Below are 15,395 nucleotides of genomic sequence, written 5' to 3' on the forward strand. Positions count from 1 at the left end.
TACGACGCAGATGTCAATTTTCCGGGTTTAAAGACAGATCCAGATCTTGAGGCTTGTTGACGTACATAGAATCAATATTCTAAATATTCATCTTCGGAGTACTTGTGATGATCGGAGACGCCGAAGAGAAACGTAGTTCTGCGTCGGTCAGCCAGAGGCCATTCAAATATCGAATCCCGGCTTGCCGTAGTGCAAAGCCCGCCGTGGAAGTGCAGTACCAGGCTTGAAATTCGCGCTGCGCTCTTCAGCGTCTGGATCTTCGTATTTTTGTTCCATTCAACCAAGCCCGGCTAGCGGCACCTGTGGTTCCCTCCTACTAATTTATATCTAAGTCATCACGCGCACTATGCAACCTAAGCGCAATTGATTGATGTTTTTCAAACGCGCATAGGGTGCCTCAGCCCATTCTGAAGGCCTTTATCAAGTTGGAAAACTTCCACCGAAATATTCCGGCGAAAGTTAGAAATTAATCACCTTCCTGGGCAGGGCTCAATTTCGTACGCATTACTTGCCAGTGCGGGCTTCCGGTCATTCGTCGTGTTCAGAAATCGGATTTTGTCCGATCGGGCCGGGTCGCCAGGAAAGCCAGTCATTGCGACAAAACCAAAATGGGAAAGATCGTGTATATCTTCAAGCATTCATCGCATTGTGAGTCTGCCCGGGCACTGACGTCGGTGCCTTGTATGGAGGATTGCCGCGGCCGCAAGCGTCGCACCGTAGTTGCATTGGCCTCGGCCGTGGCGTCGCTGGCGACGCTGCTGGTTCCGGTCGCGGTTCGTGCCCAGTGCAACAGCAGCGCCAACCCCGCGCTGCCTGCGGCGCCGGCACAGACCAACTTCTCCAATCAGACGTTCGGCTCAGCGCCGCTTCCCCAGTACTACCTGAACGCCCCGGGCCAGCAGGGATGCAACGGCGCTGACGACGGTTCCTGGAACGGACGGGGCCAGGATGGCTTCGCTGGTCAGTCGGGTGGTTCCTTTAACAGTGTCAATAGCGGAATTACGGTGAAGGGAGGCTTCGTGCCGTTTGTCATGAGCCCCCTGGTGGGGGCGGAATGGTCCGTCAACGGTGGTAACGGTGGTGTCGGCGGACAGGGCGGTTATAACGACAATAACACCGCCCACACGGGAGCCGGCGGAGCGGGCGGCAATGGCGGCGCGGTCTCCGTGCAGTTCAGCGGCACGGTTGGCCCCGACTCGAAAGGTGTCCTTCCGGAAGTTGCGCTCGACGTGGAAGCCAATGGCGGCGCCGGCGGAGCGGGCCGCGACTCCAATACCCAAGGCAGACAGGCGCTCTACGGCGGCAACGGCGGAGCGGGGGGGCGGGGTGGTCGGGCAGCGCTTAACGCCTCCGGCAATATCCAGTTCTATGGTAAGGGCCTGCAAGTGTTCGCCAGGGGCGGAAGCGGCGGAACGGGGGGCGACGCGCCCAAGCCGGTGGATCTTGCCGTGCAAAGCTATGGAGGCAAGGGCGGTGACGGCGGCGACGGCGGTACCGCGACGCTTGCGTTTCAGAACGGCAGCCTGATCGCCGGCACCTCTACAGGCCAGATCTTTCCGATGCAGGCCGACGCCGATGGCGGTAGAGGCGGCGACGCTGGTGGCGCGCTCGGTGGAATTGGCAGTTTTGGTGGGACCGGCGGCAACGGAGGTAACGGCGGCACAGCCAGCGCGGAACTCGGCAGCGGTGGCCAGATCGTTTTCTCCGATCAGATGCAATCGGCGAACAGTCGGTATCAGCCGGGCAGCGGCGTAACCGCCAAGGCAAATGGCGGAGCAGGCGGGACCGGTGGCACCGCCACCGACGGCGCATTCCGCAACGAGGGTGGGGCGGGCGGCAACGGCGGGAATGGCGGCAGCGCCGGCGCTACCGTGCTGGGTTCGGTCGATTACACGGCGAATGCTCCGGCCGGGCAGTCTGCTGCCGGGCTGATCGGGGGTGAGGCGGTGCTGGTGCAGGCCAATGGCGGCGCCGGCGGCGGCGGTGACGGCGTCCAGAGCCCTATCGTGGGTGAAGGCGGCAATGGTGGTAAGGCGGGCGCCGGCGGGAGCGCTTCGCTGACCCTTGGAGACGCGAAGAACACGGCGACAATCAAAACGAACGGCCCATATACCCACGGCGCCCTGGTGCAAAGTGTCGGCGGCGGCGGGGGCAATGGCGGTAGTGTCAGCTTCGCGCTGGCCGGCTCGGGCGGTGCAGGTGCCGCGGGCGGCGATGGCGGCGCGGTCACGGTGAATTCGGACCACGCCTATGTCACGGCCGGCAGTCAGTCAGGCGCAGGCACAGGCAGCATCCCGCTGATCGCGCAAAGCATCGGCGGTGGCGGCGGAAGCGGCGGCGACGCCAGCGGCGCCACCGCTGGCGCGGGCTTCGAGATTGGCGGCAACGGCGGCCAGGGTGGCAATGGCGGCGCGGTGAAACTGACGCTGGGCCAGCACAGCGTGTTTGGCAGCCTCGACCAGAGCGGTGGCGCCGGCATCCTCGCGCAAAGCATCGGCGGCTCCGGCGGCAACGCCGGCAGCGCGACGTCGAGCGGCGGGGGGCTGATCACCATGGTGATCGGCGGGGATGCTCACGGTGGCGGCAACGGCGGCCAGGTTAGCGTCGACAACGCCGCACTCGTCACGACCTACGGCGACCACGCAGCCGGCATCAAGGAGCAGTCGATCGGCGGCGGTGGCGGCAATGGCGGCAACGCTACAGCGTTTACCGTCGGCGGCCCGCTGTCGAGCTCGGTTGCCATTGGCGGGCAGGGCGGCGGAGGCGGCGCGGCCGGCGCGGTGTCGCTGACCAACACGGGGCAGGTCGTTACGTATGGTTCGGATGCCGAAGGTGTCGTGCTGCAAAGCATCGGCGGCGGCGGCGGCTCCGGCGGCAGTGCCACGGCGCGTGCCGTGGCCGCATCGGGCAGCCCCAACATTCCTTCAATCAGCGTCAGCGCCGCTATCGGCGGCGCCGGCGGGACCGGCAACACCGGCGGCAATGTCACGCTCGATAATTCCGGTCTGATCACCACAGCGGGCGACAGCGCAACCGCTGTGTTCGCGCAGTCCGTCGGTGGCGGCGGCGGTACGGGCGGCGACGCAACCGCCGCGTCCTACTCCGCGTCACCTGCCAAGGGGGCGTCGCTGTCGGTCTCCGTGGCTCTCGGCGGCAGTGGCGGCAGCGGCGGCACGGGCGGCGCCGTCAACCTGGAAAACTCCGGGCTGATCGCAACCCTGGGCCAGGACGCCCACGGCGTGTTCGCGCAGTCAATTGGCGGTGGCGGCGGCAATGGCGGCACGGGCGATGCCTCGGCAACGGCGACTAACGCCAAAACCAGCTTCAGCGCGACAATCGCGGTGGGCGGAACGGGTGGAACAGGGGGGACGGGCGGCACGGTCGGCCTGACCAACGACGGTTCGATCGCGACGCGCGGCGACGGCGCCGATGCGGTGTTCGCCCAGAGCGTGGGCGGCGGCGGCGGCGCAGGCGGCGGTGGTACCGCTGCGGCCAGCGGCGGCTCGGCTGCGATCGCCGTGGGAGTTGGCGGCAAGGGTGGCGTCGGCGGCGACGGCAACACGGTGACGACGACCAACAACGGCAACATCGTCACCCGCGGCGCAGCCTCGACCGGCATCTTCGCGCAAAGCGTCGGCGGCGGCGGGGGCAAAGGCGGCAAGGGCGCGGCGGCAGCGGGCGGCAGCAGCGGCCTCGACACGTACTCCAACGCCCAGACCCTGTTCGGCATTCTGGGTAACGGCCTCGGCCTGAACCAGAACGTGCAGAACCTGGGCAACAACATCCTGCAGGACGGCGCGCTCGGCGAAAAAATCGAAGCGACTTATGGTGATCTGGAAAAGCTCCTCACGCAGCCGGATGGGGTATCGAAAGTTCTGGGCACCGTGAACCAGATCAGCGTGGGCGTGTCGGTCGGCGGCAGCGGCGGCGCGGGTGGCGTGGGCGGTGCGGTGAACGCTACTAACACCGGCGCGATCGGCACCTATGGCGCGCAATCCCATGGCATCTTCGCGCAGAGCGTTGGCGGCGGCGGTGGCAGCGGCGGTGCGGCGAGTTCGGTCGGCAAGTCGAACAACGATTCGAAGGTGCAGGCCGCGGTCGCCGTGGGCGGCAGCGGTGGCGCGGCCGGCTCGGGCGGGGCGGTGAGTGTCGTGCAGGGGGCGACTGGCGCAGTCGAGACGCAGGGGGTGGAAGCGTTTGGCTTGTACGCGCAGAGCGTAGGCGGCGGTGGCGGCAACGGTGCGATGTCGGGGGCGATCAGCGGTTCGCTGAAAAGCCTGTCGATCGCCGTGGGCGGCAATGGCGGAGGCGCCGGGAACGGCGGCACCGTGAACGTCAGCAACGCCGGCACGGTCACGACACTTGGCAAGCACAGCGTCGGCATCCTCGCGCAAAGTATCGGAGGCGGCGGCGGTGTCGTGACCACCGCGAGCAGCGATGAGACGTTCGATCCCTCCAAAGCCGTCAACAATCCTCAGGGACGCATCGCCGACATCTACGGGGTGACACTGAGCTTCGGCGGTCAGAACGGCAGTTCGGGAAATGGCAGCGGCGTCACTGTCAACACGCAAGGCAACGTGACGACGAGCGGACTTGACGCGCACGGTATCGTCGCGCAGTCGATCGGCGGCGGGGGCGGGTTCGTGGCGGGCGGACAGATCAACACGAACACGCCCGTTGGCGCCGGCGGCGCGAGCGGCAACGGCGGCAGCGTTCTTGTCGTGGACACCAATCACACTGTCTCTACCACCGGCGACGGTGCGTATGGGATCGTCGCACAATCGATCGGCGGTGGCGGGGGTTTTGCCGGCGACCCGTCAGCCCCGAACTACTACGGTGACAATACGAGCGGCGAAGTATTTGCCAACAGCGGCAATGGCGGCGCCGTCAACGTCATCGTGGTAAACGGCGGGAAGGTCGTGACGACCGGCCGGTACGCGCCGGCGATCTTCGCGCAATCGATCGGTGGTGGCGGTGGTCTGGTGGCTTCCAACAACCCCTCGAGCATACTCGGCCCGCTGCATGATGTGGCACGTGGCAGCGCGGGTGGCGCCGGCGTGGGCGGCATGGTCGCCGTCAACGTCAGGGATAACGACACGGTCATGGCCACAGGCGTCGGGTCCGCCGGCATCCTGGCGCAAAGCGACGGCCAGAAAGGCGGGCAAATCTCGATCCACCTGGCGCCCGGGTCGAAAGTCATAGGCGGCACGACCGATCCCAATTTCGCGACGGGCCTAAAGGGGGGGGTGGAGCCGGAGTTTCGCGACGCTGCCGCCGTCCGTCTGATTGGCGGCAATAACAACATCATCACCAACCAGGGCACCATCCAGACCTTAGGCAAATACGCGATCCTGGTGGACCCCACGGTGTATGGCGAGGCGTCCGCCACCACCACGGTCAACAACTCCGGCACTATCACCGGTGACATCTACGACCTTGGTGGCCCCGGCAACAGCGTTGTCAACAATCTGCCCGGCGGCGTGATCGACACACCCACCACGCTGAACGTCGGAGGCGGCACGGTCAACAACGCCGGCACGCTCAAAGTCGGCGGCGCGAAGTCGATCGGCAATACGGTTCTCACCGGCAATCTCGTGCAGACTTCGACTGGCACGCTGAACGTCCAGATCGATCCCGCCAACAAGCGGTCCGATCTGCTCAACATCACCGGTACCGCCGCGCTTGCCGGCAAGGTGCAGGCCGATCCGGTGAGCTATCTGAAGAGCACGAGCACCGTGCTGTCGGCGGCCGGCGGCATTCAGCCGGATGCGACGCTCGCGGGTTCTTCTACGCCGGTCTACCGCTTCACGCCGCTGGTGCAAGGCAACACCGTCGCGATTAAAACCGATGCGGATTTCGTCGGTGCGAGCAAGGGGACTTCGGCCACGCAGCAGAGTGTCGCGGCCAACCTGGACCGGTTGTGGAGCAGCGCCAATCCCACCTTTTCGCCCATCTTTGGAGCCTTCGGTAGCGCCGCTAGCTCGGCGGGCTATGCCCAGACGCTGACCGCCGTCTCCGGGCAGGAGTTGCTCGGCGTGGCCGCTGCGCGCTACCAGTCCAGCCAGGCATTCTCGCGCTCCGTCTTCAGTTGCCCAGAGTTCGGCGACGACGACTCCACCGTCAGAAAGCAGGGCTCCTGCGTGTGGTTCCGCGCCACGGGCATGTGGGAAAACCGTAGCGCCGACGCTTCATTCCCGGGTTTCGGCTGGCAAGGTACGACGATGAAGGTCGGCGGGCAGGTCCAGCTGCAGCCCGGCTGGTTCCTCGGTGGCGCCATCGGCTACGAGACCGACCGTTTCACCGGCAACGACAACCTGACGAGCGCCAACGGCAATGCGCTTCTTGGCGTCGTCGCGCTCAAGCACGAGGTCGGTCCGTGGACTTTCACCGGAGCGGTGGACGCCAGCTACGGCTGGTTGAACAGCTCGCGCGTGATCCCGACCGCCAATGCGGTGGCGACCGCCTCGCCCGATTCGTACAATCTCGGGTTGCACTTGCGCGCGGCCTATCAGATCCCGTTCGGCCGCTTCTACCTCGAACCGGCGCTCGACGGCGATCTGAACTACATCAATCTCCCGGGCTACACGGAGAGCGGTGCGGGCGCGCTCAACCTGAAGGTGAATAGCGCGAACAGCGTCATTGCGACCGGCACGCCGAATTTGCGGATCGGCACGCGCGCGCAGATCGGGTCGGCGACAGTCGACGCTTATGTCGGCGCCGGGGTGAGCTTCATTGCAGGCAATAGCTACACGACCAACGCGTCGTTCGCCGCTGCCCCGGGTTTCGGCACCTTCACCAATACGCTCACCAATGCGCACGTCGCGGGCAAGTTTTCCGCTGGGGTAGAGGTCTATACGACCAAACGTCTCGATGTGCGTCTGGAGTATGACGGCATGGTTGCCGCGCACGAGGTCGAGAATGGCGGCCAGATCCGGGTCAAGTACCGGTTCTGATAAAAGCGTCGGGGCCCGGACAAGTCATCAAAAGCCGTAAAGCGTGGTTGGATTGGTGACGAGGATGCGCTGTCGCAATTCCGGTTCGGGTACCCAGTGCGCGAGTTGATAGAACACGCGCGCGTCGTCGACGTGACGGAACGGGCTGATGGCGGTCGGTTTTTCGCCCGGCTCGTGCTGGGTGTGCGGCCAGTCACTCGCCCAGACTATGCGCGCGGGATTTGCCTCGATCAGGTGGCGCACGAGCGGGCGCACGTCGTCATAGTCCGGCGTGCGTTGCGAGATGCGATAGGGCGCCGACAGCTTGATATAGGTATGGCCGCTTCGCAGAAGCTCGACGATCGGCGGTAAGTCCGGCTGCGCCATACCCTTTGACGGCTCGATCATCGCGAAGTGATCGAGGACGACCGGCACCTCGAGCGCACCGATTTCGTCCGCCAATGCCGCAATCACCTGCGAGGCTGCGTAAATCTCTACGTGCCATCCAAGCGGCCCGATGCGGCGTGCGAGCGAATTCAGTACGCCGCGGGCCGCGGCGGGGTCCTGCTGACCGATCGACGCCAGATTGACGCGCACGCCTTTGACCCTGTTAGCTGCCAGCGCCTGGAGCGTTTCATCGGGCGCAGACGGATCGATCACCGCAGTCCCTCGCGCGATGTCGCCGAGCACCTGTAGCGCATCGACGAGGCATGCATTGTCTGCGCCGTAGAAGCTCGGCTGGACGAGCACGACGCGGGACAGGCCAAGCTGCGCGAGGTGTGCGCGCAAAGCGGCCACACTCGCTTCGGGAGGGGTGTAGTCGCGATCAGGCAACATCGGATAGCGGCTTTGCGGACCGATGATATGCACATGGCAGTCGCACGCGCCGGGTGGGATCGGGAAGGAACCGGCGCTATTCCTGTGCGCAGTGCTTGCCGCCGACGCCAGGCCGAACGACGCGCCAGCGAGACAGGCAGTGGTGGCCTGCAAGATGAAATGTCGTCGGTCGGTCATGGTCGCCGGATCGCGGGGATTATGAGGACATCAAGTCTGTCTGCGAGTTGCCTCAGCACTGGATTTTCGCTCAGCGTAGCCCAACGCCACGAACCGCTCCAGATGATGATCCTCATCCCCAAGCTGATGATCGATCATCACGAGCCGCTTCGCGTAGTGCGCAAGCGGCAGCTCCCACGTCATGCCGATCCCGCCGTGCAACTGGATGCATTCCTCCGCGACCCGCGCGCCGATCCGGCCGATGCTGTACTTCGCCGCCGACACCGCGCGCTCGCGCGCGTTGCGTTCGCCGTCGAGCGCCGCCGCCGCGTTGATCACCGCCGAGCGTGCCTGCTCGATTTCGAGCAGCAGATCGGCCATGCGATGCTGCAACGCCTGGAAGCTGCCGATCGGCACGCCGAATTGCTTGCGCGTGCGCAGATAGTCGAGCGTGTAGTCTTTCGCGACGTCCATCGCGCCGACCGCTTCCGCGCACAGCGCGAGCACGCCGCAACTCACCGCATATTCGAGCGTCGCGTAGCCCTCGTCTACTGAGCCGAGCACGCTGTCGTCGCCGAGCGTGACGTTGTCGAACGTCACTTCGGCCGCGCGTCCGCCGTCGATCTTGCGATAGCCGCGCACGCTCACCCCCGAAGCGTCCTTCGGCACCAGGAACAGCGTGATGCCGCCTTCCGCATCGTCCTCGCCGCTCGTGCGTGCCGAGACGAGGAACACTTGCGCATGCTCGCCAAACTGAACGACAGCCTTCGCTCCGTTCACTGTCCACCTATTGTCACTGCGCAGCGCTCGCGTCGCAGCGACCCGAGCCAGTTCGTAATGACTGTCCGGCTCACCATGCGCGAGCGCGACGATCCGCGAGCCGTCGATCAACGAAGTCAGCGCCGCTTTCTGCGCGTCGCTGCCGCTGCGATCGATCGCCCGGCCGACGATCAGCGTATCGAGAAACGGCTCGACGACGAGCCCGCGGCCGATACTCTCGAACACGACGGAAATATCGAATCCGCCGCCGCCAAAACCGCCGCTCGCTTCATCGAACAATGCGCCGATCACGCCAAGCTCCGCGAAGCGCGCCCACAATTCGCTGCTGAAGCCCTGCGTCGAGCACGCGATCTTGTCGCGGGTCGCGAAGCCGTACTGCTCGCTGATGAAGCGGTTCAGCGTATCCGCCAGCATGCGGCGGTCTTCGGTGTGCTGGAAATTCATGACGTGCGCCTCTTACAGTCCGAGGATCATCTTGGAGATGATGTTCTTCTGGATTTCGTTCGAGCCGCCGAAGATCGACAGCTTGCGATTGTTGAAGTACTGCGACGCGGCACTCGCGGCTTCGTCGGGGCCGACCGGCACGCCGTCGAAGCCTTCGTGCAGCGCTTCCTCGACGAACGGCTGCGCATAAGCGCCCATCGCGCGCCGCGTCAGCGACGAAATCTCCTGACGGATCTCGGTGCCGCGAATCTTCAGCATCGAACTCTCGGCACCGGGCACGCCGCCGCCCGCCACCGCCGCGATCACGCGCAGGTTGGTCGTCTTCATGTTCTCGAGATCGATCTCGACGCGCGCCATGCGTGCCGCGAACGCGGGATCCTCGGCGAGAGGCCGGCCATTGCGCAGCTGTTTCGCGGCGATCTTGCGCAGACGATTGAATGCGGCGACCGAAAAGCCGACGCCCGCGATATTCGTGCGCTCATACGTGAGCAGATATTTCGCGTAGGTCCAGCCCTTGTTCTCTTCGCCGACGAGATTCCCGGCCGGCACGCGCACGTCGGTGAAAAACACTTCATTGACTTCGTGCTCGCCGTCGAGCGTGATGATCGGCCGTACCTCGACGCCCGGCGTGTTCATGTCGATCAGCAGAAAGCTGATGCCTTCCTGCTTGCGTACGTCGGTCGCGGTGCGCACGAGGCAGAAGATCATGTTTGCGTAATGACCGAGCGTGGTCCACGTCTTCTGCCCATTGACGATGTAGTGCTCGCCCTCGGCGTCCGTGCCGCGCACCGCGGTCGTCTTGACCGACGCGAGATCGGAGCCCGCGCCGGGCTCCGAATAGCCCTGGCACCACCAGTCGGAACCATCGAGTATGCGCGGCAGCCAGTGGCGTTTCTGCGCGTCGCTGCCGTACCTGATCAGCACGGGCCCGAGCATGTTGACGCCGAACGGCACCACGCGCGGTGCGCCGGCCAATGCGCATTCGTTTTCGAAGATGAACTTCTGCACCGCGCTCCAGCCGGGGCCGCCGTACTCTTTCGGCCAGTGGTTCGCGAGCCAGCCTTGCGCGTTCAGAATCGCGTGCCACTCGGCCATATCGTCGCGCGTCAGACGCCGGCCGCCGTGCACCTTGTCGGCAAGGCGTTGCGGCAGCTTGTCGCGCAGAAACGCCTGCACGCTGGCGCGAAACGCTTCTTCTTCGGGGGTGAAGTTCAGATCCATCGCAGTCGTTCCGTCAGTGTTCGTGGTGGCTCAGGCCGTCGTATTCAGGCTCGCGAAATCCGCGCCGCGCTCGACCAGATCGATCAGCAGCGGCGACGGCCGCCAGAACAGCGGGTCTTCCTTCGCGAACTCGCGAATGTCGGCGAGAATCGCCGCCAGCCCGACGCTGTCCGCGTATTTCATCGGACCGCCGCGGTAACGCGGAAAGCCGTAGCCGTACAGCAATGTCACGTCGACGTCGAGCGGGCGCAGCGCGATGCCTTCGTGCACGACGTTCGCGCCTTCGTTGATCATCGCGGCCAGATAGCGGCGCAAGATCTGCTCGTCGGTGAAGCTGCGCGGCGTGATGCCCGCGCGCACGCGCTCGGCGTCGATGATCGCCTCGACTTCGGGATCGGGCATGCCGCCGCGCGATCCCTCGGGGTACAGATAGAATCCGCGGCCGGTCTTCTGGCCGAACCAGCCGCGCTCGCACAGGCGGTCGGCGATCTGCACGTAGCGCGCGTTCGGATCGCGCGTGGCCGCGCGGCGTTTGCGCGCCGCCCAGCCGATGTCGCCGCCCGCGAGGTCGACCACCTGGAACGGGCCCATCGGCAAGCCGAACGCGCGCACCGCCGTGTCGATCTGATACGGCGACGCGCCGTCTTCCATCAGCGCGTCGGCGGCGGCGCGATACACGGCGAGCAGCCGATTGCCGATGAAGCCGTCGCATACGCCCGCGCGCACCGGCGTCTTGCGCAGCTTCTTCGCGAGCTCGAACGCGGTCGCGACGACGTCGGCGCTGACCTGCTTCGGCACCACGACTTCGAGCAGCTTCATGATGTTGGCCGGCGAGAAGAAGTGCAGGCCGATTACGTCGGCGGGACGCGAGATGCTGGCCGCGATCGCTTCGATGTCCAGATACGACGTGTTGGTCGCGAGCACCGCGCCGGGCTTGCAGACGCGATCGAGCTCGGCAAACACGGCCTTTTTGACGTCGAGATCTTCGAACACGGCTTCGATCACGAGGTCGGCGTTAGCAAGCGCATCGTACGACGTGCTGCCGCTCCAGCGCGCCATGGTTGCGGCTTTCTTCTCCGCGGTGAGGCGGCCTTTGGCGATCAGCGCGTCGTAGACCTTGTCGATATGCGCGCGGCCGCGCGCGAGCGATGCTTCGTCGCGTTCGATCATCGTGACGGGCAGTCCCGCGTCGAGCACCGCGACCGCAATGCCCGCGCCCATCGTGCCGCCGCCGATCACGCCGATCGCGTCGAGCGCGCGCGGTTTCGCAGCGCGCGTTTCAGGCGCTTTCAGCACTTCGCGCTCGGCGAAGAACGCGTGAATCAGGCCGGCGCGCTGCGGGCTGTCGAGGCATTGCAGGAACAGCTTGCGTTCGAGCTTCAGGCCTTCGTCGAAGGGCTGTTCGATCGCGGCTTGGACGGCGTCGACGATTTTCAGCGGCGAGAACAGGCCGCGCGCTTTCTTCGCGGTTTCCTCACGCGCTTTCGCGACTGCGGCGAGGCTCGCGGCGCGATCGTTCAACGCGGCGGCATCGCGCGTGCGGCGCACCGGCGCGTGCGCGGCGAGCAACTCGTGCGCGTAGGCGAGCCCTTCGGCGAGGATGTCGCCGCTGTCGCCGAGACGGTCGATCAGCCCGAGCGCGAGCGCTTCCTTCGCACTCGCATGACGGCCGCTCAAGATCAGATCGAGCGCGGCCGGCGCGCCGATCAGACGCGGCGTGCGTTGCGTGCCGCCCGCGCCGGGCAGCAGGCCGAGCTGCACTTCGGGCAGGCCGAGCTTCGCGCCATCGACGGCAATCCGGTAATGCGCGGCGAGCGCCACTTCGAGCCCGCCGCCGAGCGCGGCGCCGTGCAGCGCGGCAATCACGGGCTTCGCGCAGGCCTCGATGCGGTTGCACACGTCCGGCAGCGAAGGGGGCACCGGCGGCTTGCCGAACTCGCGGATATCGGCACCGGCGATGAAGTTGCGCCCCGCGCCGACGATCAGCACGGCTTCGACCGCGCGCTCGGCGTCGGCGGCTTCGATCGCGGCCAGCAGGCCGCGCCGCACGTCGGCGGATAGTGCGTTGACCGGCGCGTGATCGATCGTGACGAGCAGTACCTTGCCGCGCAATTCACGGGTGACGACGTCGGCTGAGGGGGAAGGGGTCATGCTGGTGTCTCCGTTTGATGGTGGCGACGCGCGCGCGTCTGATCGTCCCATTCTGGAGCGGTCAACGTTCATTGACAATCACATGGCTGATTGACAGACTGTCAAAATTATTTTGACAAAGGCATGGCGATGGACGTCAACTCGCTGACCCTGCTCGTCGACATCCTCGACGCCGGCAATCTGAGCGAAGCGGCGCGCCGGCTCAAGATGAGCCGCGCGAACGTCAGCTATCACCTGAACCAGTTGGAGCGTTCGGTCGGCCTGCAGTTGGTGCGACGCACCACGCGCCGCGTCGAGCCGACCGAGATCGGTCTGCGGCTCTACGAGCACGGCCGCACGATCCGCAACGCGCTGCTGGCCGCGCGCGAGTCGGTGACGACGCTCGGCCAGAGCCTGCAGGGGCGCGTGCGGCTCAGCGTGCCGAGCGGCTATGGCCAGCTCGTGATGTCCGACTGGCTGATCGCGTTCAAGCGGCTGTATCCGGGCATCGTGCTGGATGTGATGTTCGAGAACCGCGTCGAGGATCTGATGCGCGACGAGATCGACATCGCGGTGCGCGTGATGTCGGAGCCGCCGCAAAACCTCGTCGCGCGGGACATGGGCCCGGTCCGCTACGTGGCTTGCGCATCTCCCGAATTCGCGCGCACGCACGGCATGCCCGCGACGCTCGACGACCTGCGCACCGCGCCGCTGATTACCGCGGCCGTGATCGGCAAGCAGTTGCGGCTCGCCGCGTATCTGCGCGACGAGCGTCATGAAGTGCTGCTCGAGCCGACGATCATTTCGGAAAACTTTCTATTTTTGCGGCAGGCGGTGCTGGCCGGTCTCGGCGTCGGACTCGTGCCCGACTACGTGGTGCAGGACGATCTGAAGCGCGGCGCCGTGCTGAGCGCGCTCGATGCGTGGCGACTCAGCATCTTCGGCACGCACATGTACATGCTGTACATGCCGAACCGGCATCACACGCGCGCGGCGGCGACCTTCATCGACTTCGTGCTGGAGCAGGCGCAGGGCTCGGGCAGGGGCGGCGCGCATTGAAGCTGCGAATTCGGGCGCCGAGTCTGCGCGCGCTGGCCGTCGTGACGATCGGCACGCCGACGCAGGGTCGTGGGCTAAACTGCGGAACACCGCCCATGCACACAAATACAGCATCCGGAGACACGATGAACCTCGACGGCGAGACTTACGATTCGCTCACGACCCATTTCACGTGGCGCATTCCGCCGCGCTACAACATCGGCGTCGACGCGTGCGACAAGTGGGCCGATGGCTCGGGGCGTCTCGCGCTGATCTATGAAGACGCCGACGGCCGCGCGACCCGCTATACGTTCGACGAACTGAAGGCACTGTCCGACCGTTTCGCCAACGCGCTGCTCGCGGCGGGCGCGCGGCGCGGCGAGCGCATCGGCATCTTCCTGTCGCAATCGATCGAAACGGCCATCGCGCATCTCGCGGCATACAAGGCCGGCATGGTCGCGGTGCCGCTGTTCGCGCTGTTCGGCGTGGACGCGATCGAGCATCGGCTCGGCGACAGCGGCGCGGTCGCGCTGATCACCGATCACGCCGGTGTGCAAAAGATCGACGAAATTCGCGGCGCACTGCCCGAGTTGCGACACGTGTTCAGTGTCGATATCGAGCAGGACGACGAAGCATCGGACGCGCCCGTGCGCTCGTTCTGGCGGGCGTTGAATGGCGCTCGAGCCGAGTTCACGCCGGCCGATACCGCCGCGGACGATCCGGCAATCATCATCTATACATCGGGCACGACCGGCAAACCGAAGGGCGCGTTGCACGGGCATCGCGTTTTGCTCGGGCATCTGCCCGGCGTCGAGATGTCGCAGCAGGGCTTTCCCGCGCACGCGACGCTGATGTGGACGCCCGCGGACTGGGCGTGGATCGGCGGTCTGTTCGATGTGCTGCTGCCATCGTGGCATCACGGCGTCGCGGTGCTGGCGCGCCGTTTTGCGAAATTCGATGGCCATGCCGCGTTCGATCTGCTCGCGCGTCACGCGGTCTCCCATGCGTTTCTTCCGCCGACCGCGCTGAAGATGATGCGCGGCGTCGAGCGGCCCGCTGATCTGCGTCTTGCGTTGCGATCGGTCGCGAGCGGCGGCGAATCGCTCGGCGAGGAACTGATCGGCTGGGGACGCGACGCGCTCGGCGTGACGATCAACGAGTTCTACGGGCAGACCGAGTGCAACGTGGTGGTGTCGTCGTGCGCGGCGCTGTTCGAGCCGTGCTTCGGCGCGATCGGGCGCGCGGTGCCGGGCCACCATGTTGCGATCGTCGATGCCGCCGGCAACGAATTGCCGCCCGGCGCGATCGGCGATATCGCGGTGGCCGCGCCCGATCCGGTGATGTTTCTCGGCTACTGGCGCAACGACGCGGCCACCAGCGAGAAATTCCGCGGCAAGTTTCTGCTGACCGGCGATCTCGGCACGCGCGACGCGGACGGCTTCATTCGCTTCGTCGGCCGTGGCGACGACGTGATCACGAGTGCGGGCTACCGCATCGGGCCGGCGTCGATCGAGGACTCGCTGCTGCGTCATCCAGCGGTCGCGATGGCGGCCGTGGTCGGCGCGCCCGATCGCGAGCGCACCGAAATCGTGACGGCGTTCGTCGTGCTGAAAGCGGGTTTCGTCGGCGACGATGCGCTCGTTCGCGAGATCCAGCGGCACGTGAAGACGCGTCTGGCCGCGCATGAATATCCGCGCGAGATTCGCTTCGTCGAAAGCCTGCCGATGACGGCCACCGGCAAGGTGATCCGCAAGGCGCTGCGCGAGGCGCTGGAGGAGACCGGCACGCACGAACCGGACGCGATGCCGCCGGCGAAAAACTGAGTCTGCTACGATGACCGACCCACGATCAGAATCA

Annotated in this window: 7 protein-coding genes; 3 read left to right on the plus strand and 4 right to left on the minus strand. The window is 65.8% G+C overall.

Going from position 1 to position 15,395, the window contains the following annotated elements:
• The first annotated feature begins 608 nt into the window (after positions 1–608).
• Positions 609–6,953 carry an autotransporter outer membrane beta-barrel domain-containing protein gene (locus L0U84_RS05260; protein WP_233852080.1) on the plus strand — a complete coding sequence of 2,115 codons (6,345 nt, stop codon included), beginning with the start codon at positions 609–611 and terminating at the stop codon, positions 6,951–6,953.
• A gap of 27 nt (positions 6,954–6,980) precedes the next feature.
• On the opposite strand, the gene L0U84_RS05265 is transcribed toward L0U84_RS05260, so the two are convergent.
• Genes L0U84_RS05265 through L0U84_RS05280 form a run of 4 tightly spaced genes read right to left on the minus strand, consistent with a single transcriptional unit; the run spans position 6,981 to position 12,521 of the window.
• Positions 6,981–7,946, minus strand: a complete 966-nt coding sequence (locus L0U84_RS05265; protein ID WP_233848299.1) for an amidohydrolase family protein — start codon at positions 7,944–7,946, stop codon at positions 6,981–6,983.
• 30 nt (positions 7,947–7,976) lie between these two features.
• Complete coding sequence (locus L0U84_RS05270; protein WP_233848300.1) at positions 7,977–9,149, minus strand: acyl-CoA dehydrogenase family protein; 1,173 nt, start codon at positions 9,147–9,149, stop codon at positions 7,977–7,979.
• A gap of 12 nt (positions 9,150–9,161) precedes the next feature.
• Entirely contained in the window at positions 9,162–10,370 is a 1,209-nt protein-coding gene (locus L0U84_RS05275) for an acyl-CoA dehydrogenase family protein (RefSeq protein WP_233848301.1), read from the minus strand.
• A 30-nt stretch (positions 10,371–10,400) separates the two neighbouring features.
• Positions 10,401–12,521 carry a 3-hydroxyacyl-CoA dehydrogenase NAD-binding domain-containing protein gene (locus L0U84_RS05280; protein WP_233848303.1) on the minus strand — a complete coding sequence of 707 codons (2,121 nt, stop codon included), beginning with the start codon at positions 12,519–12,521 and terminating at the stop codon, positions 10,401–10,403.
• Between the two features lie 129 nt (positions 12,522–12,650).
• On the opposite strand from L0U84_RS05280, the gene L0U84_RS05285 reads away from it, so the two are divergent.
• Together L0U84_RS05285 and L0U84_RS05290 are read left to right on the plus strand one after the other, a co-directional pair.
• Entirely contained in the window at positions 12,651–13,559 is a 909-nt protein-coding gene (locus L0U84_RS05285; RefSeq protein WP_233851945.1) for a LysR family transcriptional regulator, read from the plus strand.
• A gap of 125 nt (positions 13,560–13,684) precedes the next feature.
• Positions 13,685–15,361, plus strand: a complete 1,677-nt coding sequence (locus tag L0U84_RS05290; RefSeq protein ID WP_233848304.1) for an acyl-CoA synthetase — start codon at positions 13,685–13,687, stop codon at positions 15,359–15,361.
• Positions 15,362–15,395 lie beyond the last annotated feature (34 nt).

Origin of the sequence: Paraburkholderia sp. HD33-4 (genome assembly GCF_021390635.1) — a bacterium.
Taxonomy (GTDB): Bacteria; Pseudomonadota; Gammaproteobacteria; order Burkholderiales; family Burkholderiaceae; genus Paraburkholderia.

Bases quoted from the DNA above. Each gene is read 5' to 3' on its own strand.
- L0U84_RS05260 (WP_233852080.1), top strand. From the start codon at position 609: ATGGGAAAGATCGTGTATATCTTCAAGCATTCATCGCATTGTGAGTCT.
- L0U84_RS05265 (WP_233848299.1), bottom strand. From the start codon at position 7,946: ATGACCGACCGACGACATTTCATCTTGCAGGCCACCACTGCCTGTCTC.
- L0U84_RS05270 (WP_233848300.1), bottom strand. From the start codon at position 9,149: ATGAATTTCCAGCACACCGAAGACCGCCGCATGCTGGCGGATACGCTG.
- L0U84_RS05275 (WP_233848301.1), bottom strand. From the start codon at position 10,370: ATGGATCTGAACTTCACCCCCGAAGAAGAAGCGTTTCGCGCCAGCGTG.
- L0U84_RS05280 (WP_233848303.1), bottom strand. From the start codon at position 12,521: ATGACCCCTTCCCCCTCAGCCGACGTCGTCACCCGTGAATTGCGCGGC.
- L0U84_RS05285 (WP_233851945.1), top strand. From the start codon at position 12,651: ATGGACGTCAACTCGCTGACCCTGCTCGTCGACATCCTCGACGCCGGC.
- L0U84_RS05290 (WP_233848304.1), top strand. From the start codon at position 13,685: ATGAACCTCGACGGCGAGACTTACGATTCGCTCACGACCCATTTCACG.